At 61.5% G+C, this 22,896-nt stretch carries 17 protein-coding genes and 1 tRNA gene; 6 read left to right on the top strand and 12 right to left on the bottom strand.

Annotation, left to right across the window (positions count from 1 at the left end; translation table 11 throughout):
• A partial coding sequence (locus tag CU669_RS18555; RefSeq protein WP_146747788.1) for a cadherin-like domain-containing protein occupies nucleotides 1–1,082 on the bottom strand: 1,082 nt, incomplete at its 3' end.
• 424 nt (nucleotides 1,083–1,506) lie between these two features.
• Here CU669_RS18555 and CU669_RS18550 point away from each other — a divergent pair.
• A complete protein-coding gene (locus CU669_RS18550; RefSeq protein WP_112147088.1) occupies nucleotides 1,507–3,777 on the top strand; it encodes a cache domain-containing protein in 2,271 nt (756 codons plus the stop codon).
• Between the two features lie 57 nt (nucleotides 3,778–3,834).
• On the opposite strand, the gene CU669_RS18545 is transcribed toward CU669_RS18550, so the two are convergent.
• A complete protein-coding gene (locus CU669_RS18545; protein ID WP_239988786.1) occupies nucleotides 3,835–5,451 on the bottom strand; it encodes a methyl-accepting chemotaxis protein in 1,617 nt (538 codons plus the stop codon).
• Nucleotides 5,452–5,861: 410 nt separating this feature from the next.
• Here CU669_RS18545 and CU669_RS18540 point away from each other — a divergent pair, with 410 nt between their 5' ends.
• Both CU669_RS18540 and CU669_RS18535 read left to right on the top strand, forming a co-directional pair.
• Entirely contained in the window at nucleotides 5,862–7,565 is a 1,704-nt protein-coding gene (locus CU669_RS18540) for a methyl-accepting chemotaxis protein (RefSeq protein ID WP_239988785.1), read from the top strand.
• Nucleotides 7,566–7,584: 19 nt separating this feature from the next.
• Nucleotides 7,585–7,884 (top strand): STAS domain-containing protein, encoded by a 300-nt coding sequence (locus CU669_RS18535; protein ID WP_112147085.1) that lies wholly within the window; start codon nucleotides 7,585–7,587, stop codon nucleotides 7,882–7,884.
• A gap of 194 nt (nucleotides 7,885–8,078) precedes the next feature.
• On the opposite strand, the gene CU669_RS18530 is transcribed toward CU669_RS18535, so the two are convergent.
• The 4 genes from CU669_RS18530 to CU669_RS18515 form a co-directional block, all read right to left on the bottom strand.
• Nucleotides 8,079–9,824, bottom strand: coding sequence for a methyl-accepting chemotaxis protein (locus tag CU669_RS18530; RefSeq protein WP_112147084.1), 1,746 nt, complete (start codon nucleotides 9,822–9,824; stop codon nucleotides 8,079–8,081).
• A gap of 272 nt (nucleotides 9,825–10,096) precedes the next feature.
• Nucleotides 10,097–11,203: an amidinotransferase gene (locus CU669_RS18525; RefSeq protein WP_112147083.1), complete on the bottom strand. Its 1,107-nt coding sequence runs from the start codon at nucleotides 11,201–11,203 to the stop codon at nucleotides 10,097–10,099.
• A 25-nt stretch (nucleotides 11,204–11,228) separates the two neighbouring features.
• Complete coding sequence (locus CU669_RS18520) at nucleotides 11,229–12,254, bottom strand: lysylphosphatidylglycerol synthase domain-containing protein (protein WP_112147082.1); 1,026 nt, start codon at nucleotides 12,252–12,254, stop codon at nucleotides 11,229–11,231.
• A gap of 103 nt (nucleotides 12,255–12,357) precedes the next feature.
• Nucleotides 12,358–12,942, bottom strand: a complete 585-nt coding sequence (locus CU669_RS18515; RefSeq protein ID WP_112147091.1) for a methyltransferase domain-containing protein — start codon at nucleotides 12,940–12,942, stop codon at nucleotides 12,358–12,360.
• A gap of 201 nt (nucleotides 12,943–13,143) precedes the next feature.
• Here CU669_RS18515 and CU669_RS18510 point away from each other — a divergent pair, with 201 nt between their 5' ends.
• Nucleotides 13,144–15,210: a class I SAM-dependent methyltransferase gene (locus tag CU669_RS18510; protein ID WP_112147081.1), complete on the top strand. Its 2,067-nt coding sequence runs from the start codon at nucleotides 13,144–13,146 to the stop codon at nucleotides 15,208–15,210.
• Nucleotides 15,211–15,217: 7 nt separating this feature from the next.
• Here the strand turns inward: CU669_RS18510 and CU669_RS18505 are convergent, their stop codons facing one another.
• The 4 genes from CU669_RS18505 to CU669_RS18485 form a co-directional block, all read right to left on the bottom strand.
• Nucleotides 15,218–15,442 carry a hypothetical protein gene (locus CU669_RS18505; RefSeq protein ID WP_112147080.1) on the bottom strand — a complete coding sequence of 75 codons (225 nt, stop codon included), beginning with the start codon at nucleotides 15,440–15,442 and terminating at the stop codon, nucleotides 15,218–15,220.
• An 81-nt stretch (nucleotides 15,443–15,523) separates the two neighbouring features.
• Nucleotides 15,524–17,230, bottom strand: a complete 1,707-nt coding sequence (locus tag CU669_RS18500) for a sensor histidine kinase (protein WP_161539718.1) — start codon at nucleotides 17,228–17,230, stop codon at nucleotides 15,524–15,526.
• Nucleotides 17,231–17,458: 228 nt separating this feature from the next.
• On the bottom strand, nucleotides 17,459–19,687 hold the full coding sequence (locus CU669_RS18495) for an ATP-binding protein (RefSeq protein ID WP_112147078.1): 2,229 nt from the start codon (nucleotides 19,685–19,687) through the stop codon (nucleotides 17,459–17,461).
• Between the two features lie 733 nt (nucleotides 19,688–20,420).
• A complete protein-coding gene (locus CU669_RS18485) occupies nucleotides 20,421–20,852 on the bottom strand; it encodes a hypothetical protein (RefSeq protein WP_112147076.1) in 432 nt (143 codons plus the stop codon).
• A gap of 242 nt (nucleotides 20,853–21,094) precedes the next feature.
• On the opposite strand from CU669_RS18485, the gene CU669_RS18480 reads away from it, so the two are divergent.
• Nucleotides 21,095–21,838, top strand: coding sequence for an SDR family NAD(P)-dependent oxidoreductase (locus CU669_RS18480; protein WP_239988784.1), 744 nt, complete (start codon nucleotides 21,095–21,097; stop codon nucleotides 21,836–21,838).
• A 68-nt stretch (nucleotides 21,839–21,906) separates the two neighbouring features.
• Here the strand turns inward: CU669_RS18480 and CU669_RS18475 are convergent, their stop codons facing one another.
• Nucleotides 21,907–22,194: a hypothetical protein gene (locus CU669_RS18475; RefSeq protein ID WP_112147074.1), complete on the bottom strand. Its 288-nt coding sequence runs from the start codon at nucleotides 22,192–22,194 to the stop codon at nucleotides 21,907–21,909.
• Nucleotides 22,191–22,529, bottom strand: a complete 339-nt coding sequence (locus CU669_RS18470) for a hypothetical protein (protein ID WP_112147073.1) — start codon at nucleotides 22,527–22,529, stop codon at nucleotides 22,191–22,193. Before CU669_RS18470 ends, CU669_RS18475 begins: the two co-directional genes overlap by 4 nt.
• Before the next feature lie 242 nt (nucleotides 22,530–22,771).
• Here CU669_RS18470 and CU669_RS18465 point away from each other — a divergent pair.
• Nucleotides 22,772–22,848: transfer RNA gene (locus tag CU669_RS18465), tRNA-Arg, on the top strand.
• The last annotated feature ends 48 nt before the right edge of the window (nucleotides 22,849–22,896 follow it).

The following is a 22,896-nucleotide window of genomic DNA, read 5'->3' as shown; positions in this document are numbered from 1 at the left end:
ACATCCACGGCGCCGTTGTAATTGGCGTCGGGGGTAAAGGTGTAGGTGCCGTCGGCGTTCTCGACCAGGGTGCCGTTATTGGCGGACACGCTCGCGACCGAGAGGGTGTCGCCCTCGATATCGGACGCATTGGCGAGCAATTGCGCCTTGGTGAAGGTGACGGAATTGTCCTCGTTGGCGCCGGTCAGGCTGACCGCCGACGTGGTCGGGCCATCGTTGACGGCGGCGACCTCGAAACTGGCAGAACCGGTGGTGGTGCCGCCATTACCGTCCGAAATGGTGTAGGTGAGATCGATTTCGCCATTGTAATTGGCGTCGGGGGTGAAGGTGTAGGTGCCGTCGGCGTTCTCGACCAGGGTGCCGTTGCTGACGTTGATATTGCTGACCGACAGGGTGTCGCCGTCTGCATCCGTGGCATTGGCCAGCAGCTGCGCCTTGGTGAAGGTGATGGAGTGGTCTTCGTTGACGCTGCCCAGATTCACGTCCGAGGTGGTCGGCGCGCTGTTTTCGGTATTGTCCAAGGTTGTTGTGGTGGTGGTTTGATCTTCGGCTGCGGCCTCGGCGGTCGGCGCCTGTGATTGCTGCTGCGCGATCGCTGCTGCTGCTGCTGCGGGTTGCGCGATAACCGGGGCCGACTGGGGGGCGACGGGCTCCGGAGTTTCAGCCTTGGGCTGCTCTAGAATCGGAGCGTCGAAAGAGACGGCAATGCTTGCGGGGGCTGTCGAGACGGTGGTGTTGATCTCGTTCGGATTGGACGGGGCAAGCTGAATCGTGTCGATGGCATCGATAGTGCCTGTGGTTCCCGCATGGTCGATGGCGATGTCGAGGTCGGCTGACTTTCCCACTCCCGCCGCGGTTTGGACGAGCACCTGCGGAGCACTGGTGGATCCGGCGTGGATGTCGGCCAGGCGGCTGAGTTGGCCGTCACTGGTCTCGACCGGGCGGGCGACATTCAGTCGGACCTCGCCCAAATTCTGATCAGCGACGTTTTGAAGGACGGTCAGATCATCCAGTGACTGATGCGCATCTTCATCCACAGTTCCGGTTTGATTGCCGGTCTGATGGTTTTCTGTCTCAGCCATCGTCAAAGCCCCCCGGGCATAAAAAAAGCCCTCGCCTCAATGAGGCCGCGGGCGTTCATGAAAGTTACATAGCATCACACTGAATGGGAGTCGAGTCTGTTGTTGTGGGCGCTTACAATTATTGCGCTGCAATATGGGGGTGTGTGAATGAAAGATGAATAAAAACACAATAGGAAGACAATGTCTGACGACCGTGGTGATTTTTATCAATGGCCACACGCTTCATATGGTCGAGCGGCCAAGGCCATGAAGATGGTGGCTGCGCACCCAAATTCGGCCTCGCGCCCGCCTGTGGAAATAGAAAAATATTACTTATCGCGTTCAATTGCGGGCTGTGGCGGACTCGGTGGGGGCGTTGATCGCTGTCAAAATATCGGTGCCATGTTATAATGAAAGGTCATGTCTTGAAGGGGCGGATTTGGGCATGCGTCTCGTCGTGGATGAACGGCTGATTTCCAGGCTTCAACTCGCCGGTACGGTCTTCGCGGCGAGCGTACTGGTGCTTGGTCTCGGCTACTTTTTCATCCGCCAGATCACAGAGGAATATGAAGTCAATATTCGCTCCCTCGAGGCCCAGCAGATTCGTGAAGGCGAGGAAATGCTGGTTCGCCAAGTGGAGACCGCCAAGGGCTTCCTTGCCAATCTGAGGGTCCGCGCCGAATCCGTCCTGAAGGCCAGAATTCGCGAACAGGTGGATGAAGCTCATGCTTTGGCCGAGGCCATCTATGAGCAAGAAAGGGGGCGCCGTCCCGAAAGCGAAATCAAGGTTCTGATCGCCGAGGCCTTGCGGCCGTTGCGGTTTTTCGGCGGCAAGGGGTACTTTTTCATCGACGGAATGGACGGAACCTGTGTGCTGCTGCCCATCGGCCGCAAGCTGGAAGGAACGTCGCTCATGAACAATCGCGACGATACCGGCCATTACATCATGCGGGGCCTGATCGAGGCGGCGGGTCGGCCGGTGGGCGATGGTTTTTCCCGCTATCGCTGGTATGCGCCGGGCAACAGCCGCGAGATGGCCGATAAGATCGCCTATGTCCGCCATTTCAAGCCGTTCGACTGGCTGATCGGCACCGGCCAGTATGTGAGCGATGAGGAAGCCGGTCTGAAGGATGAGGCATTGGCACGCCTGCGGAGTTTCCGTTTTGGCAAGGACGGATCTGGCTATATCGCCGTATTGGCCAATGAAGGCCGGATTTTGGTGGCGCCGTCGCAGCCTTGGAGCGAAGGACTGCCCATCACGGAATTGAACCCGGACAATCAGGCTGTTGCTCGGACCATCCTGAGCAAAGCCGAAAAGGGTGACGGATTCGTCAGCTATGACTGGGCCCGTGTTGGCGATGACGGGCCCCAGGCCACCAAGCTGACTTATGTCTCGCGCAAGGAGGATTGGGGCTGGACTCTGGCGGCAGGGCTGTTCACGGATGACGTCGCCGCCGCCACAGCCGAACGGCGCGGGGCCTTGGCGCGCAGCATTCAGGATAAAATACAGTTGACGGTGACCGCCCTTGCCGTGGGCGTCGCGGCTTCCGTTGCCATCGGGGTATGGTTCTCGGTGCTGACCAGACGACTGGTCGGGCGTTACAAGGCGGACCTGACCCGGCAAAATGATGAATTGCGAAAGACCGCCCGCGACTTGTTCCTGATCAATACCATGGTGGAAAATTCGGCGGAAATGGTGTTTCTCGCCGATGGCGATTGGACCCTCATCTACACCAATCCCTTTGCTCAGGAACAATTGGGTTGGACCGCCGATCAGTTGGTCGGCCGCATTCTGTCCGACATCATCGCCGAGATCGCGCCGAGACCCACCGAGCCGAACTGTGCGGCCAGCTGCTTCGAAAGCTCGCTGCTCACGCGGGACGGGCGCTCGATTCCGGTCGAGATCGTCAGCAAGGATGTGGGGCACGAGGGTGTGCTGTATCACTTCGTCATCGCCCGCGATATCACGGAGCGTTGTCGCTGGGAGACGGATTTGCGGTCGAAGACGGCCGCCTTGGAACATTCCAATGCGGAGCTGGAGCAGTTTGCCTATGTGGCAAGCCACGATCTGCGCGAGCCGCTCCGCATGGTCTCCAGTTATCTTTCGCTGCTGCGCCGTCGCTACGGCGACGTGTTGGACAAGGACGGTCACGACTTCCTGGAGTTCGCTCGCGAGGGGGCGCAGAGGTTAGACCAGTTGGTGCTCGATCTGCTGGAGTTTTCGCGGATCGACCGGCGCGGTTCGCCCATGTTGCCCATGAATGTCGGCAATGCCGTCGAACTCGCCATCCGCAATCTTTCATTGGCCATCGACGAATGCGGGGCCATGGTCCGCGTGGATGATTCGGTGGGGCGGGCCTCCATCCTGGGAGATTCGGGCCAGATTGCCCGGCTGTTCCAAAATCTGATCGGCAATGCCATCAAATACCGGGCCGAGGGACGGGTGCCGGAGGTTTCCGTTGATTGCCGCAGGATCGATGAACACTACGAGTTCAGCGTCTCGGACAATGGCATCGGTATCGAGCCACAGTATTTCGAGCGGATCTTCGGCATTTTCCAGCGCCTGCACACCCGCCAAGATTATGATGGGACCGGAATCGGATTAGCCATCTGCCGTAAGATCGCCGAGCGTCATGGTGGCACCATTACCGTCGAGTCCGAGCCGGGGCAGGGGTCGTCCTTCCGCTTTCGCGTGCCTGCGGCTTTGGAAACCTGAGGTCGTTCGCGGGGAGACGCGAAGCCCGTCACCGAGGCCATCTCCATCGGCGTTGATTCAGCCTCCGCTGCTTGCCTGGAGCGAACGCACCTTGGTCAGGAATTTCTCGACTTCATCGTCCAGGGTATGGACGACCTTGGCGAGGCTGTCAGCGCTCCAGATGACGCGAACGGTGCCGGCGCAGGACATGACGGAGGCCTTGGCCAGTTTCGAGACGCTGTTCATCACCTCCTGAGCCTGATAGGCGACTTCGTCGATATTGCTGGAAATTTCGTTGGTCGCGGCTTCTTGCTGCTGTACCGCTCCAGCGATGGCGGACGAGGCTTCATCGATGGAGCGGATGGTTTCCACCACGCCTTGAATGCTCGTCGTCATTTCCATGGTGGAGGTTTGAACCGCGCCGACCTGCTGGGTGATTTCCTCCGTTGCCCGCGCCGTTTGGTTGGCCAGATGCTTCACCTCGTTGGCGACCACGGCAAAGCCCTTGCCGGCATCGCCTGCCCGCGCGGCCTCGATGGTGGCGTTCAAGGCCAGTAGATTGGTCTGCGCCGCGATATCGCTGATCAGTTTGACGATATCTCCGATGGCCTGAACCGATTGCTGCAAGCCCCGCATCTGGCCCGACGTGGTGTGAACGTCTTCCACCGCCTTGCGGGCGATGGTGGTCGAATGTTGGACCTGTTGGGCGATTTCATTGACGGAAGCGGCCAATTGCTTCGTCGCCGCCGACACCACGGTTGCCCGTTCGTTGGTATTGCTTGCGGCGTCGCCCACCAGGATGGACTGACCGCCGCTGGTTTCGGAATGGTTCGCCATGATATTGGCGGTGCGACCAATGGCGGAGGTCGAAATGCCGACTTCGGCCACCTTGGATTTGACCGTCGCCTCGAAGTGATCGGCCATCTGGCCCAGCGCGGCCGCCTTGTCGCGCTCGGCGTTTTGACGCTCCTCTTCTTGAGCGGCGCGCAGGCGTTCGTTCTCCTGGCCATTTTGCTTGAAGACCTCGACGGCCTTGGCCATGGTCCCGATTTCATCCTCGGAATCCGAGAACGGGATGGCGACAGACAGATCGCCCCCGGCCAGGGCTTGCATCACATTGGTGATCCTGCGCAGCGGCGACACGATCTTGGAGCGAACCACATGGACGGCGACGGCGACGCCGAGGATGAGGCCCAGGATCAGGACGGCCAGGAATTTCGACTGCTGGGCGCCGAATTCCGACTGGACCAGATCACGCAGACGAACCACTTCGTCTTCGTTTTCCTTGGCCAGGCCCTTGATCTTTTCGTTCAGCGCGCTGCGGACCTTGCGGTTGGCGTCGTTGTCGCCAAAGGCGCGGGCCTCGGGCAGGGTGGCTTCGCGCGACAGGCGCACCAATTCGGCGCGGAACCGGATGAAGTCCTCGGTGGCCTTTTCCGCTTCCACGAAGCTTCCGCGCCGATCGGCCGGGAATTGGTCGCGCCACTCTTTAAGGACCGTGCGCAGCTTGTCCAAATTCTTCATCAGCGGGACCGCGTATTTTTCCGATTCCGCTCGATCCTGCGCCATATAGATTCCACGGGAATCCATGACGACCGCCAGGATCATGCCGTTGACCCGCTCGCCCAGCACGGCGCTGCGAGAGATATCACCCATCTCATCGACCACCGCCTTGTAGGATCGAAGAGTCGTCAAGCCCATGGCGCCAACCGCAAGGACGGCGGCGACTAAAATAAAAACGGCGAAATAAACTTTTCCAGCCAATCGCAATTTAAACATTAATTGGGCTCCGTCTTTATGACGCGTCTATTTTAGATCAACGCATATTGCCACAAAAGTTGTCATATTTTCCCTGGTCGATGCTAGCGCAATTCCAGCCATACGAGAATGCTGAAAGAGGGTTAGGGATAATACCTAGGTAGTACGGCGAACTGTGCGAGTGGACGGTATGATTTATCCGCGGTAACGGAGGGCGTCATGGCCGGTCACGCCAGCTAAGCCGAATGCGCAGTTGTCCATTAGCCTTAAAATACCTATGGCTATTTTTTTGGAAACATTCAAAGCAGGTTGCCGCTGTCATGGGCGCAACAGTCGGAGTGCAGCGGGTGAACGCATTTGCCAATTTACGGCTGTCCAGTCGCTTTATGATCATCGTCGGATTGATCGTCAGCGCCTTGATCGCGACCTTTGTTGTCACCATCGCCCGCTTTGAACGGGCCGAAATGGAGCGGCAATTGCGGCAGCTATCGGTCAACGAGGTGACGTCGCTTCACGCCTTCATCGTCAATGTCATGGCCAAGCGCCCGGAGGATGGCGACAATATCGGCGTCACCGTCTTCAACAACTGGTTCGGCAGCCGCAACAGCGACTATCCCGGCAAGGTCTGGAGCGCATGGGGAACGCAGGTGACCGCCCATGTGAAGGAGATGGAGCCCGGCCGTGCGCCAAAGCAGGTCCAAGACGACGTCGATCGCGAGGCATTCGACTCGAAGGTTCCGGTGGCGCGCATGGCGGGTGGCTACTTCCGTTACTCGCTGCCCATCGTTCTCGGGGTCACCGAAGGCGCCAAGGCCGAGGTCTGCCACGGCTGCCACGACGCCATGGGCCTGAAGAACGGCGACGTCATCGCCGTCTTGTCGTCGTCGCTGTCCACCGACGAGGCCGAAGCGCGTCTTTCCACCGTATTGCTGTGGCTGAGTCTGGGCGGGGTGGTGGCCACCATCTTCACGGTGGTTGCCGTTCGCATGGTCCTTGTTCGCATCATCGCCAACCCGATGGGAGCCATGACCGGCTTCATGACCGTCCTGGCGGACGGCAATTACGCCGCCGAGGTTCCTGAACTGGAGCGCAAGGACGAAATCGGTGATATCGCCCGCGCCGTAAAGGTGTTCCGCGACGGCCTGATCCGTGCCGAGGAACTGACCAATCTGCAAGAGCAAGGCCAAGTCATCAAGGACCGCCGCGCCCTTGTCATCGACGGTATTCTCGGGCAGTTCAATGTCGAGGTCGCCGAAATGCTGGAGACCATGGCCGCCTCGGCGACGGAACTGGAAGCCACGTCGCAGGCCATGTCGGAGACCGCCGAGAAGACCTCCCATCGGGCGACGACCGTGGCCGCCGCCGTCGAGGAGATGGCGGTCAACATGAGAACCGTCGCTGGCGCCGCCGAGCATCTGGCCGGATCGGTCGAGGTCATCAATCAAAGGGTTTCCGATTCCGTTCACATGGCGGGATCTGCCAGGGAAAAGGCTCGGAACGCTAATCTCATGGTCCAGGGCCTGTCGCAGGCGGTGCGGAAGATCGGCGACGTGGTCACCCTGATCAACGACATCGCCGCCCAGACCAATCTGCTGGCCCTTAATGCCACCATCGAGGCGGCCAGGGCGGGCGAGGCGGGCAAGGGCTTCGCCGTGGTGGCGGGCGAGGTCAAGACGCTGGCGAACCAAACGGCACGGGCCACCGACGAGATTTCAATCCAGATCGGCGCCGTTCAGCAAGAAACCCAAGGTGCCGTCGCCGCCATTACCGATATCGGGGCGATCATTGAACAGATCAACGAATTGTCGTCGGCCATTGCCGCCTCGGTCTCCGAGCAGGACGCCCAGACCGCCGAGATCGCCAACAATGTCAGCCAAGTCTCGCAAGCCACCGACGAGGTCAGTTCCAATGTGGTCGGAGTCAACGAGGCGGCGCTCGAGACTGGTCATGCCGCGTCGGACGTGTACGATACAGCCCATACCGTCGCCGAGAGGGCAGGGACATTGCGCCTTCAGGTGGATACCTTCCTGACCAATATTCGATCCGCCTGATGTCGAGGATTTTTTAAAGATGCAACATTTGGGCAGCCGTATCGCCGGTGTTTTCGAGCTTAAACTGGCGGGGCGGCTGACATTCGCCGACGCGCCGCAGTTTCCGGGGATCATCGGTCGGGTCGGCCTCGAAGGCGACGACTGGCGGATCGACCTCAGCGAGTTGACCTATATCGATTCCACGGGAATGAGCTTGTTTGTCCATATCTATGATGCGGCTCGGACCGCCGCCGTCTCGGTGGTCATCTGCAATGCCAATGGGACGGTGGACGAGACCATGCGCCGCGCCCGCTTTCACTCCCTATTCGAATTTCGCTGATCCCGGCGCGTCGTCATCGGGGCGCTTTATATCGGTCGGGTGCCTCATACCAAACCTCAGTGATCGGAACCGATCACCGAGGCCCTCAGGCGCCGGGCGGGTTCCTCCGGAACCCTTGGCTTCCGCCGTTTGATCGGCGCGGCCGCCTTGCGGCCGACCAAGGCCCGATGAGTCTTGTTCATCGAGCCTTGGTATCAGAACAACTCCATGTCGTCGTCGGCGGCGGCGGCTTTTTCCTCGTCGCTGGCGCCGGTCTGGTTGACCAGCGAGATGAACTGCTTCACGGCGGCATCCAGGTCCACCATTTGCTGGCTCAGGCTTTCCGACAGGCCTTGAACATGGGCCGCCACTCCCATGGAGGTCGAACTGGAGACGGCCACGCTTTCCATCCTGACCGATAAATCGGCGGTGGCGGTTCTGACCTCGGCCACATGGCGGACGATATCGCCCATGGCGGTGTGCTGGCGATTGATGGCTTGGACGATTTCCGTGGTGGACGAACCCACCTGGGAAATATCGGCGAAAATGCCGGTGATGGCGGCGACGACGTCATTGGTGGCGGCACGAACCTCGCCGATATGACCCGCCACCTCGTCGGTTGCCCGCGCGGTTTGGCCCGACAGGTTCTTCACTTCGTTGGCGACCACGGCGAAGCCTTTTCCGGCCTCGCCCGCACGGGCGGCTTCGATGCTGGCATTCAGCGCCAGCAAATTGGTCTGGGCGGCGATGTCGCCGATCAACTGGACGATTTCACCGACCCGCTCGACCGCTTCCGACAGCGTCTCGACCGCCCGGTTGGCACTTTCCGCCCGCCCCGATGCCTGGGCGGCCACGGCGGCCGCATCGGCCACCCTTGAATTGGCCTGCGAGACCGAAGCCTCCATCTCCTGGATGTCCGAGGACGTCTGCTCGGTGCCCGCCCGTGCCGTCTGAGCCTCACCCAGGGCGCAAGCCACATCGCTTTCGGTCCGTTCGGCGGCTCCCGCCAGATTGGTGGTCTCCGTCCGCATTGTCTTGCTGGCGTCGGTGACGGTCGCGATGACCCGCTGGATGCCATTCTCGAAATCCGCGGTCAGCCGCCGCAAGGTCTCTCGCCGTTCGGCCTCGGCTTGCTGGCGATAGACCGACTTTTCCTGCTCCAGTCCTTTCCGTTCCCGGATCTCGTCGTAATAGGCCTGCACCGAGGCGGCGATGGCGCCGATGGCGTCCGGCGCGGAATAGATGATCGGCTGGGGGATTTCGTCGCGGCGAACAGCCTCGAAGGCGGCGGCGCATTTTTCCAGGGGTTGGACGATGGATCGTGTCGCCAGGACCGAGGCGACGACCGTCGCGAAAAAGGCCAAGACGCCGAAGGAGAGATAGTATTGGCGCGAAACCGCTACTTCCTCGGCCCCCAATTGGCGGGATCGAACCACGCTGGCCTCCAGCACATTGCTGGCGTCCTCCATGTGCTTTTCAAGCTCGCCATAGGCCGTCTCGAAATCGGGAAGCCGCCGCAATGCCAGGGGGCGGTCTGTGAAGGCCAGGGAAACCAATTCTCCGGCGAAGCTCACATAGGCTTCCATGCTTGGTGCAAGCTTTGCCAAGGCGCTCTTTATGGCGGGACTGGCGGCCAGTCCGGCGCCGATGGCCACATCCTTGCGAAATGTCTCCTGATGCGCCACCAGATCGGCGGCGATGGTCAGTGCCTTCTCGGCATCACCCTGCTCCGAGGCCAGCAGCGCCGCCATCACATCGCCTCGAAGGGCGTCGTGCATCATGTCCGAATGAAGATGGCGGTGCATGGCGGTGTTGGCGCTGGCCATCTCGTCGATGCGGGTCGACAGGCCGCTGATGGCCCAAATCCCAATGCCGATGAACAGGCAAACCAAGCCAAGACCGGCGGCGCTGGATCCATAGGTCTTGTGTTTGATTGTCAGGAACGACAGCGCAGGCTTCATGGCACGGCTCTCTCACATTCGCCGTTTCCCCCAGGGAACGACCACCAAAATGAATAAAACGCCCGCCCCAAAGGAGGTAATAATAAAGCATATTATCGATGTTGGAAATTCAAACGCGACTGACTCGAGATTCCGCGTTTCTTATTGCTTGTCCCTTGATGTGACGCGCTGGCGGGTGAGACGCCCGCGCTCCGAACGGCGCCAATTGAAAGAGGCGGGCCGCGAACGGTCCGCCTCTCCATACGCCAAGGGCCAGTGCCTGATATCTTGCCTCAGCAGTAGTTCTGCAAGGTGCCGCGACGACGCACGTCCAGGGTGGCGCAGTGGAAGGCGCCGCCGAACGGGCCGTAGCTGGCGAAGTTGCAGGGGATGGGATCGAAGCCCCAATCCTTCAACTGCTTGATCAGGGTGGTCTGGCAGCGTTCCACCACGATCTTCTTCTCGTCCAGGCTGAGGACGTTGATGCTGGTCCAGGCGCTGCACATGGAGATCTTGTTCATGATGCCCGGCGTCGGATCGGGGCGCGGCGCCACCAGGATCTCCCAATCCTTCAAGGCGGCGGGCAGGTTGTCGATGTCGCAATAATCGGGATTGACCAGGACGCGGCCGGGCGCCAGCGGCATGAAGGTGGAATCGATATGCATGGGCTGGCGGCACTTGCTGGGGATCTCGTGGACCCGGTACTTGTCGCCGAGATGACGGCGCAGCCATTCGATGCCCATCAGATTGGTGACGTTGCTGCGCGTCACGAACAGGTCGCGGCCGCAACGCACGAAATCGGCGGCGTCGAACACCGGCTCGAACTCGGTGACGATGTAGCGCATCGTCTCGCCGTATTCGGGGATGGTGTAGCTGGAATCATAGATGTCGTCGGTCAACATCGGGCGCGGCGCCGAGGTCCAGCGGGCGCCCGCGTTGAAGTATTCCTTGAACAGCGAGCGGTAGGCGTCGCCCTCGAAATGGCGCGAGCGCCAGCACATGGGGGCCTCGATGATCTCGTCGCCGATCACCAGATAGCCGTCGCGCGGACAGGCGACGCAAAAGCCCTTGGACGACCAGTTGGCTGTCTTATAGCGGGCGGAATGCTTGATGGCGTCGGGACGGCGGACGATGATGTTCTCGCCCTTCAGGATACCGATGAACTCGTCCAGATCGGCCTGGGCCAGCTTCACCATCCATTTGGGAAAGCGATGCCCCGCCACCAGGCGGTGCAGCTTACCGGTGAAGCTCGGCACGTTCAGGGTGACGGTGACGTGATAGGGCGGGATGGTGGCGCCATCCAGGCTGCCGACGATCACTTCCTCCAGCGGATCCCATTCGTTGAACGAGCTGACCGGGCAGGTAGGGCCGACCGGCTGGTTGAGCGTATCCGAGTTCATCGCGGGGTAATCCTTTCCACGGCAGTCAGTTAACGTCGGCGTTACGGTCGGAGATTGCCCCGAGCGAACGAAAATGAGAAGGGATGCCGTCGATGCTGGGACGGCGAAGCTCGATGAGATGCCAGGCCAGCAGGCCGGGCAGGCCAAGGGCGAAATCGGGCACCCGCTTCAGCAGCGAGATGGCGATGGAAACCTCGGCGGGCAGTCCGTAGACATGCCCCAGCACCATATAGCCGCCTTCCTGGAAGCCCACGGCGCCCGGCACTGGAAACGCGGCGCCGCGAATGGCTTGGCCCAGGCTTTCCAGCACCAGCGCCTCGACGATGCTGGGATTGCGGCCCATGCAGGCCAGGGCGATCCAAATCTCGGCGGCGCCCACCAGCCAGGCGGCAACGTGCAGCGTCAGCGACAGGGCGACGGATTTGGGATGGCGGTAAATGTCTTGCAGCCGGTCATGCAGGTTGAGATCGCTGCCCATGGCGGTGCGCGGCCATTTGGCGGCCATGGCCTCCAGGGCCTTTTCCACCAGCCGGAACAGGCCGAATTTCTGCGACAGGAAGAACCCCGCCAGGGCGGGGCCTGCCACCATCAATCCGATGACCACGGCGCTGACGATCATGTCGCCGCCGCCGTGGAGGATCAGGAAGGCCAGCCCAAGCAGGGTGAAGAGAAGCTGGGCGCCCGCCTGGATCAGCAGGTCCACCAGGATACCGGCACCGGCGATGCCGTTGGGCACCGCCCAGAAGGTGAGAAGCCGCCCGCCGATCAGATCGCCGCCCACATGGGCCACCGGCAGCAGCACGTTGACGGATTCGCGGATCCAGCGCAGCAGGCCGTAAAGGGAGTTGTTCCGCTGGACATGGGGCCGCATCAGGCTGGCCCAGCCCTGGGCGCAGACGATCACCACGGCGGCGCGCACGGCAATGATCCCCAGCACACCCCATCCGACGGCGGCGACCGCATCGGCGACGGCGCCGAAGTCGTTGCCCGCCAGTAGGCCGACGGCAAGGAGAATGCCGACCAGCGCGGCGAGAAGCATTCCCCTGTTCATGGGTATTTCCAGCGATAAACCAAGATCAACCGGCCGGGGGGTGGCGCGGCGCGCCAATCTAGCCGAGAGGATGCGGTTTTTCTAGCGGTAACGACGCCCAAACCTAACCGGCCAAGGGCGCTTGATCCGGGCCGTCCTTGCGGGCCAGGGCCCAGACCGTCATGGGGTAGCGCGGATCGTTTTCCAGCGATCCGAAACCGCGCTTGGCGCCGATGCGCCGCAGGCTCGCCTTGACCGCAGCCAGATTGCCCCATGATCCGGTCTTGATATTGCCTTCGCTGAATCCGGCTTCCATCAGCAGGTGCTTCAAGCCGGTCTCGGTCCAGCGGGTGCAGTCCACCGGCTGATTGGTGTGGATCAGGAAGGGCACGGTGACCACGAACCAGCCGCCGGGACGTAGCATGTCCAGGACATTGCGGGTGGCGCGGTAGGGCCACAGCAGATGGGGCCAGACCTGATCGGCGATCACCACATCGAACTGACGGGGCAGCGGACCGGCGCAGACGTCGTAGTCGGGATAATGGGCTTCGGTGAAGCTCTTGAAGCCAAGCGCGTCGTTCCAGGCGCTGCCGCCGGAAATCTCCATGGCGTCCAGCGTCTCGGGCGCCAGAGTCCTCAGGATGGCGAAACATTCGCGATAGCAGACGACCCGAGACCAGCGCGAGATATCGAATCCCAGGCTCTTCATGATCGCCTTGCGTTTCAGCCAAGCCGGTTTTTTCAACGTTTATCCCCAAGGTTGGACGCGATTATGGGCGGCATCATAGAGAAAACGGCGAATTTGAAAACCCCGCCATCTCGTCGCTTGGTGCGGCTTCCATGGCAGGCTAAGGTGCCTGGGCGGGAAGCGATCCGAACGGGCCCCGCCACCTCGATGAACGGGCTCTGAATGACGCAGCAACGAAATCTCCTGGTGGAAGCACAGGCAGCCTTGCAGGCAGGCAATGCCGGTGAGGCCCAGCGCCTTTGCCGGGCCGCCATCGCCGCCGACGGTGATAGCGGCGATGCCAGGGCCATTCTCGGCGCCAGCGCCCTATTGGCCCGCGACGCGGTGAGCGCCGAGGCGGAGTTTCGTGCCGAGCTGCGTCTGCGGCCCCACGCCGCCCAGGGATATCTCAATCTGGGGCGGGCACTGGGGGCGCTGTCGCGGACGGGCGAGGCGGCTGACAGCTTCCTCCGGGCGACGCAGCTTTCGCCCAACCACCCGGAAGCCCACTTCTTTCTGGGCGTCGCCCAGCGGAAGCAGGGGCGGACGGATGGGGCGGCCATCAGCTTCGATCGCGTCATTGCCCTGGTCCCCCACGCGGTGCCTGCGCACCAGAACCTGATCGAGGTGATGCGAGAGGCTGGGCGTCCGGCCGATGCCCTGGCCTGCGCGCGGCGGGCAATACAACTCTGCCCGGCCGAGCCGGAGTTCCTGAGGGTCTTCTCCGAATTGGCCGCCGATTTCCAGTTCTCCCAAGCGGACGACGACCTGCGGGGGATCTTGGCGCGGGCGCTTGGCCATCCCAGCGTCCAGCCGGTGGTGGTGGGGGCGGCGGCCCTGAGCGCGGTGGCGGCCGATCCTTCCGTGGCGGCGCTTCTGGCCAAGGCCGGGACCGTGGAGACCTGGCCCGCCGACGCGGTCGAAGACGCCATGGAGCGCCTTGGCGGCAATGGGCTGTTGCTGCGTCTGCTCGGCATGATTCCCCTGTGCGACCCTGCCTTCGAGCGGTTGCTGACCGGTCTGCGCCGCCGAATTCTGATGGGCGACGTTGGCCGCGACACGCCATCGGGCCTGACTTTCGCGGCGGCGCTGGCGGCGCAATGCTTCATCAACGAATACGTCTTCGCCGAGACCGAGGATGAAAATGGCCGGATCGAGGCTCTGATTGCCGATCACCGGCCGAAAGACCCCTGGACGCTGGTCATCGTCGCGGCTTACAGGCCGCTGCATCGGCTCGATCTGGATTGGCCATTGTCGGCGGCGGCGTCCTCGCTTGGCGATCTCATTCGGCTGCAAGTGGACGAACCGGCGCAGGAATTGAACCTGCGGGACAGCATTCCGGCCCTAACGGGGGTCCATGACACCGTTTCCGTGGCCGTGCGATCGCAGTACGAAACCAATCCCTATCCGCGCTGGGTTCGTCCCAGCGTGGCGCCGTCGCGCGGTTCGGTGGACGCCGCCGTGAAAGCCATGTCGGGCGGAGTCCATTCCGGACAGGCGACCACGAACGGACGGACCGAGGTGTTGGTCGCCGGATGCGGGACCGGCCAGCAATCCATCTGGGCCGCGACCTCCTATGACGGCGCCGCGGTCCTGGCCATCGACCTCAGCCTGAGCAGCCTCGCCTATGCCTTGCGGCAGACCCGTGCCCACGGGATCGAGAATATCGAATACGCCCAGGCGGATATATTGAACCTTGGTGATTTGGCGCGCCGTTTCGATGTCATCGAATGCGGCGGCGTCCTCCATCATCTCGGCGACCCCTTGGCGGGGTGGCGGGCGCTTGTCCCATTGTTGAAGCCGGGCGGGCTGATGAAGATCGCGCTCTACAGCGAGGCCGCCCGCGCCGGCGAAGTGGCGGCGCAAGCCCTGATCAAGCAGCGCGGCTATTCGTCCAGTGCCCAGGATATTCGCCGTTTTCGCCAGGACATCCTAAGCCTGCCGACCGATCATCCGGCGGCCTCCATCGCCAACGCGACGGATTTCTATTCGACCAGCGCTTGCCGCGATCAGGTCTTCCATGTCCAGGAACACCGGTTCAGCATTCCGCGAATTCAGGCGGCCCTCAAGGAACTCGGCCTGACATTCTGCGGCTTCTATTTTCTGGAGGCAGGCGTCATGGCCGAGTTTGGGCGCCGGTTCCCCAATGATCCGGGAATGCTGTCCCTGGAGAACTGGCGTCAATTGGAAGCCGAGCATCCATCGGCATTCCGTCAGATGTATCAGTTCGGGGTATTGAAGCCGCTCTGACCGGGTGTCAGGTCGCGTTGCTTTCCATGACCAGAACCGATATCCCCTTTTCCTTGAAGCGGGACAGCAGTTCCGCCATGGGCAGCGCCATCTTGTCGTCGCGCTGGCTGTCGGGGGGCAGCCGGACCTGGATTCCGTGCTCGGCCAGAAGCTTGGCGAAGGCCGCTTCCAAGGTGGTCTTGCCGGAATGTTCGGGGGCCGAGAAGGTGACGATGACCGTGTCGTTGAGCATGGATATCCTCCGTCCGGCGGGCTGACTCTAGGATTCTGTATCACAGGAATTCGCGGCTTCCGCAAGCCACGAGGCGACCGATTAAACTGATTCTGTCTGCGCGAGGGCCTGGCCTTCGGCCATGCTCACCGTCACGTCGGGCAGGGTGAAAAAGAATTTGGCTCCGTGGCCAGGCTCGGAATCCACCCACATGGAGCCGCCGTGGATTTCCACGATCTTGCGGCAGATGGCGAGCCCGATTCCCGTCCCTTCGAATTCGCCGCGCGGATGCAGGCGTTGGAACAGCTTGAAGATACGCTCGAAATATTGCGGATCGATGCCGATTCCGTTGTCGGAAACGCAAAAGCGCCAGTATCGGTCCTCGCGCTCGGCAGTGATGGCGACGTGTGGCGCTTGCTCCGGCAGGTGGTACTTGATGGCGTTGCCGATCAGGTTTTGCATCAGACGGGTGAATTGCATGCGATCGGCCCAGACAACCGGAAGGGATCCGGTCGTCACCTCTCCACCGCTTGCCTTGATGGCACCCGCCAGATTGGCCAGGGCGGAGGCGACGGCGTCGCCGCTGTCGAACGCGCTGTAGCTCTGGCCCTTGCCGCCGACTCGGGAATAATCCAGCAGGTGCAAGATGATGGCCTGCATGCGTTTGACGCCATCGACCATATAGCCGATGAATTCGGTGGCTTCCTCGTCCAGCTTCCCCTTGTATCGACGCTCGAGCAGTTGAGCGTAGCTGGAGATCATGCGCAGCGGCTCTTGCAGGTCGTGCGAGGCCACATAGGCGTATTCCTGAAGATCGGCGTTGGACAGGGCCAGTTGATGGGTCTTCTCCTGCAACTCCGCCCTGGCGCGCTCCAAATCCTCGATCTGGCGCCGCATATCATTGGTATGAATGATGATGCTGCCGGTCAGGGGACGTAGGACCGCCATCAGCCCGATCACCCCGAACAGGGCCAGGACGGCGGCGGTCGCGATGACCGCGATCACCAGGCGATCCACCGAGGCGGTGGCTTCGGCGGCGCCCATGCGCATCACCATGACCCAATCCGTGCCCGGAATGGCGGCCGCGACCAAGATGGGATCGCCTTTCGCTTCAACCAGGGGCGAATGGCCGGTGATCGTGGCGGCGACGATCCTGGCGATGGGGCCCTCCGGGGCCAGGACGCCGCCGTCCCGGGCCGGTTCATGGCCGAACGGGATCAGCAGGCGAGGCCTGGTCTCCGAGGTGACGATGGCGATATCGCCGGTCTCGCCCAGGCTGTGGCCGTCGCGCAGTATGCCCAGCAGGCGCCGAGCATCGATCAAGACGAGGTCGACGCCCAGGCGCTGGCCGATGCGGCTGTTGATGGGGGCCGCCATGACGATATAGGGCTGCCCATCGATCAAGGTTGGCGGCGACATGGTGGGCTGGGTGGCGGAAAGGCCCGGCATGGAGGTTCCCGCCCAGTCGAAGGGCTTGCCCACCGCCACCACCAATTCGCCCTTGGCATTCAGTCGGACAATTCCCACCAGCTCCGCCGATAGATTGAGCGAATCCACCAGTTTGTCGCGGGTGAAATCCGCGACCGCCGCCAAATCAACTTTACCATCGTGGTAATCCGCCAGCTTGTCGCGAATGACCGTGCGGCTGGTGACCTGCTGGGCCAAGGTGGCGCCCCGCGACAGGAATTCCTCGATGGCCATGACCTTGAGTTCGACGATATGGCGGAGCGATGAATGGGCCGCCTCGCGCAACGTGATGGCCATGGGGCCGACACTGGCTCCGGTCACCACGAGGCAGATGGCCGCCATGGCCATGGCGGAATAGAGGGCGATGGAGCGACGGAGTCGTTCGGCGTTGATTTCAGGCAGAACCGCCTCCTGAGTGGGCGCACCTAAATTCCAAGCATTAAATGCTATATGAAGTGGATGGGAGGGTGAACGTATATCAACCGAGCGTGTTTAGATGGATGGCGATAACGCCTTTCACCGGTTGAGGGTCGCCATTGCCCGCGAGAGCGCCTGACGCCCCGCCCAGGGTCAAGACGTCGGCGCCAATTGCCGCTCGTCCGCATGGGCGTTGGTTCGACCCGAGGGAGTGAGGCGACTTTTGGGGAAGACGATGGATATCTCGGTTCCCTGTCCCTTCTTGCTGGAAATATCCAGGGTGCCGCCGTGCAAGTCCACGAGGCCGATGGTCAGCGGCAATCCCAATCCCGTTCCGTCATGCTTGCGGGCCAGCGACGAATCCACCTGGCCGAATTTGGTGACCGCCTTGGCGATTTCCTCGGGTGACATGCCGATGCCCGTGTCCTTCACCTTCACCGCGAGATCGCCGTAGCCGTTGATTTCGGCGGTGATCGTCACGGATCCGTCTTCGGGGGTGAACTTGACGGCATTGCTGAGGATATTGAGCAGTATCTGCTTGAGCCGCCGGGCATCTCCGAACAGCGAGGGCAAATCCGGGGCAAGCCGCGATTGAAGCGTTACCTTGCCTTTCTCGGCCCTGTCGGCGACCAGCCGGACGGAGGCCGCCACCAGATGGTCCACCGCGACGGCTTCCTCGTGCAGTTCCATCTTGCCCGCTTCGATGGCGGAAACGTCGAGGATGTCGTTGATCAGTTCCAACAGATGCTGGCCGGAATAGTGAATGTCTTTCGCGTATTCCAGATACTTGGCGCTGCCCAGCGGACCGAACATCTCGATCAGCATGGTTTCCGAGAAGCCGATGATGGCGTTGAGCGGCGTCCTGAGTTCATGGCTCATATTGGCCAAGATTTCCGATTTGGCGCGGTTGGCGACTTCCGCCTGCTCCCGCGCGATCTTGCTGCTTTCCTCGTCAAGTTTCCGGCGGGTGATATCCTCGTGCAGGGAGACAAAGTGAGTGAGGCTGCCGTTGGGCGCACGGACGGGAGCGATGCTGACCGCCGCCCAGAATACGCTGCCGTCCTTGCGTCGATCCTTCAGGTCGCCATGCCATTCCCGCCCGCACAGGATCGTCTCCCAGATGGTCTTGTAGAGGCTGGGCGGGGTGTCGCCCGAACGGAGTATGGCAGGCGTTCGCCCGATGGCCTCTTCCGGTTGATATCCGGTGACCTCGATGAATTTCGGATTGACGTATTCGATGGTCCCATTGATGTCGGTGATGATGACCATATGCGCGCTCTGCTCGACGGCGCGGGAAAGCTTGCGCACTTCGTCATGGGCCTGTTCGATCTGGCGGTCGCGCTCGGCGATGCCATCGGCCATGGAATTGAAGGAGGCCGCGATGCGGGCGAATTCCAGTGGATCGCGGTGATCGATGTGAAGGCGGGCCGTGCGGTCACCGCCCGCGATCTGGGCGGCCACCTTGGCGAACCGACGGCCACGGCGGGCCAGTCCGAAATAGTCCATGAGGACGAGGAGCGTTACCGATCCGGCCGCCGTGAGGGCAAAGCCGATCAAATGGGCCGTGCGAGCGGCGTCGAGTTCGGCCAACACCTGCCCTTGGTCGATGCCCACGGCGATACGTGTCCCGCCCTCGAATGACGTTAACTCGAAGTGCCGCTCGGTGCCGTCTTGAAGAGTCGCGGCAAACTGCGTCGCATCCGTGCGGGTGGTGGGGTGGGTAATGGTTTTCCCAATCAGGTCCGGCATGGATGGACGTGACGCCAGTACCGTTCCCTGATCATTGAGAACCATTACGCGGTCGCCGGAATTGAGCGCCAGTTCGTCAACCGCCCGGTCAAGCCAATACAAATTTATTCCGGCGACGATCACGCGCTCGACCCGGCCATCCAAACTGGGGAGCGGCCGCGCCAGGGGCAGGATGGGCCGTCCGTGATTGGGGCTGATGGTGGCCGGTCCGACGGCGGGCTGGCCGGTGGCCATGGCCCGCTTGGCGACATCGATCGCCCCGGCGATGAAGCGCGTTTGGCCCGGCATTCCGGTGCAATCAACATCGCCGTCCGGAGTGCCACGAGCAAGATTGACGAACAGGGCCGAATTGGCTCGGATCTGTTGGATCCTGGCGACGCATTCGCGCGGGCTGCCGTCGCTGATCGACGCCATCTGGGCGACCTGATCGAGCGATAGCACGGCCGCTTCCAACATGGTGCGATGCTGCAACGCAGCCGCACGGGCCAAGGTCGACGCCCGCTCCCTGGCGGCCACGACCACCTTGTCCTTCATGGACGAGACATAGTGGAATTCCAGCAAGGCAAACGGCATCAACGCGGCCAGCGCGATGAGAATGCGTCTTCTGACGAAAGCCCCCGACATTGCTTCCATGGTCACCGGTGTGGAATTCCCCCAAAAAACCAACACCTTCGAATGATATTATATGCCGTGATTATCAACCAGGAAATTCTGACGGCGTTCCGCCTAATTGGCGGGAGGTTTCTGATTTAACGCAGTCGATCATAACTACTCGTTTAGAAAATTAGCATAATCGCAGTGGTCGAGAAATTGGAAATATAATTATTCTAGCAACCACAGTTGCCATTTATGGTGATACTGTAGATATTTTTACCTTATATCTATTATGAATTGAGACTGGCAAGATTGTCTGTGCGTCGACCATGCCAATTCCAAGTCATTTGCCGGGGATTTTGGAACAACCTCCTTTCGCAGGTTTCCGATCTTTCTCGCGCCGCTCCCGATGAATGTCGCGAGCGGAAGGGGACGCGCGCCTTGGATATTCGCCGCAAACCGACCAGCATCTTAAGCTCGAGATCGTCGAACCCGCCGCGTTTGAGGCCATCACCTTTGGTATGGGACTCGAACGTGATTCACCACCAAGACACCAAGGACACCAAGGGGGGGCGGAGCAAACGGCCAAGCCTTATTCGCTCGTCATGGCCGAGCGTGTCCCGGCCACCCACGCGGTTCCGCTTGAAAGCCTTATGAGCCGATAATCCAGACGGGAACGGGCGTGGGTGGCGGAGACCGAGGGGTTCGGAAAAGCCGATCCAGCGTTTGAGGGGCCCATTGATCGGTTTCGATCAATGGATCTTGGTATTCGCTAACGGACGTTGATGCTGAATTCGTGTCGGTAAAACATGCCGCTGGGCATGACCGCATCGACCACCAAGCGATCGGCACCGACAAATCCAGAATCCGACTGATAGTATAGCAAGGCGGCAGGAACCTTTCTGCTATTACAGTGTCCGCGGACATTATCATTCGAAAAGTCGGGGTAGGCCTCTCCGTTCTCCACGATCACGTGACCATGTTCCGGCTTCGTCACCACCGTCACCTTGGCATTTCCCATGCTGGAGCAGTCGGGGTTTATGCTCAGATAGCTGCGGATATACTGCTTCGCCTCGCTTACCGCGCCCTTGACATAAGAATCGGTAACCGAAGGAGCGGACTTGCCCACCTCGTCTGCCTGCGACGGGGGGCAAAGTGCCAACAACATTCCGCCAGCTACCAAAATCGCCAACCGAGCCATCATCAATGCCCCCTACCGGGATTTTCGTTCCCCATGACGGTAGACGGAAACCCGGCCTCCGGCAATCACGTCGGACATAATGTTTCGACAGCATCGTGATCTCCCCTACATCGGTCACCGCCCCCTGGCAACGTGGCCACCTCGAAACATGCGCTTGATTGGCATCAAAGTGGCGACGCGAACAGGCGTGCGAACGTCTCGGGCCGTCAATGTCGGCGGCACGTCTGTTACCCGAGGGAATGTTCATGAAATTGCAAAGCAAGACCGCCGTCGTCACCGGCGCCAGCAGCGGCATTGGTCGCAGCATCCTTGAACGCTTCGTTGCCGAAGGCGCCAAGGTCGTGGCCTTTGCCCGAAACGCGCAGGCCCTTGCCGAACTGGCCGATCGCTTTCCCGGTCAAGTGACGACGGTGACCGGCGACGTGACCAATATGGACGACCTCAGGCGCCTGGCCGAGGCCGTGGCCGCCATTGGTGGCGCTGACATCGTAATCCCCAATGCTGGCGTGGCACGGGTGGTCGGCTTCGACGACAGCACCCCCGAGGCCTTTCATGCCCAGTTCTCGGTCAACCTGATGGGGGCGGCCCAGACCGTCCGCCTGCTGCTGCCGCAGATCCGCAAGGGCGGTTCGGTGCAGTTCATCACAACCTTTCTGACCCAGGTCGGCTTCCCCGGTCTGGCCATCTACAGCGCCAGCAAAGCAGCGCTGAAGTCGCTGGCGCAGACCCTGGCCGCCGAGTTGGCGCCGCGTGGCATCCGTGTCAATTCCATCGCCCCTGGCCCCATCGCCACCCCCATCTGGGGCAGCGTCGGCCTACCGGCCGACGTGCTGGGCCAGGTCGCCGACCAGATCAATGCCCGCCTGCTGACCGGCACGTTCGGTCAGCCGGAGGACATCGCGGAAACCGCCGTGTTCCTGGCATCGGACGCCGCCAAGAACATCTTCGGTCAGGAGATCGTCGTCGACGGCGGTTATACGGTCGGCTGAAGGCGGCAAGGGGATGGTTCACGGACCGTCCCCCTCCATCGGGATGGTCATGGAGTCCCTGGTAATTCTCATTCTCCAGCCTGTTCGCCACGGTGGGCCGCCTGGAATTCGCGGGAATCCAGGATCTGTTGCTGTTCAGGCGTCAGTCGTGGGCCGCCTCCTTTCGCCTTGCCTCGCCCCCAAAGAGCGCTGAGGGCGATGAGGGCGCCCCCGACCAGGACGATCAGCAATCCGGCCATGGCGAAAATGCCGAACAGAACCTGAAGCTCGGCGGCATCGCTTAACAGCGCCGCCCCGGCCAATCCGAGCCCAAAGACCACGACGGCAATGCCGACCAACCGGATCAGTGCCTTCAAATTGTGAACTCCCAGAGGAAGGAAAGCCAGAACAGGCCATTCCCCAGCAACAATGCGGCCTGCGACACGACCACCACCCAACGCCCCTTTCCCAGGAGACGCAGGATGATCGAGACGAGCATGGGGACGAGCAGCAACACCAGGGCCAAGCCGGGATAGAGTGCAAACGGAGTCGGCTGCGGCCTGCCGGAAAACAGCAACGCTCCGCCGATCAGGAAGGTCAGCCAGACAGCGCCCAAGGTTCCGGCCAGGTTCACCAGCAATAAAAGCCAAGAGTGGGCCATGCGGGTGAATGCGCCTGCCGCCCGCTCTTGTCCGATCGCTAATTCACCCATCTCTCCCCTCCCTCAGCCAGTCGCCCCCATCCACACGACATAAACATCCCACTGCGCCCGGCGGGCCGCAAGAGCCAGAATGGCGTCCAACGCAGCGGGTGACCTCCGCCACACGTCCGGTGCACGGCACGACCGCTCGAATTCCAAGACCGCGGGAGGGTGTTGCCCCGATCAACACCTTCCCCCTTCCCACATCAGCAGCCTTGCGCTATAACCCTCGCCTCTCGTTCACCGAGACCCGCGCAGCCGTAGCTCAGCTGGATAGAGCGCTGCCCTCCGAAGGCAGAGGTCTTGAGTTCGAATCTCAACGGTTGCGCCATTTTCCAATAGCCCCACAAGGTGACGGAACGACCGTGCTCATTGGCGG

Origin of the sequence: Paramagnetospirillum kuznetsovii, assembly GCF_003284725.1 — a bacterium.
Lineage (GTDB): Bacteria > Pseudomonadota > Alphaproteobacteria > Rhodospirillales > Magnetospirillaceae > Phaeospirillum > Phaeospirillum kuznetsovii.
Note: the sequence above shows the minus strand (reverse complement) of the source record. Positions and strands in the feature narration are given on the sequence as shown.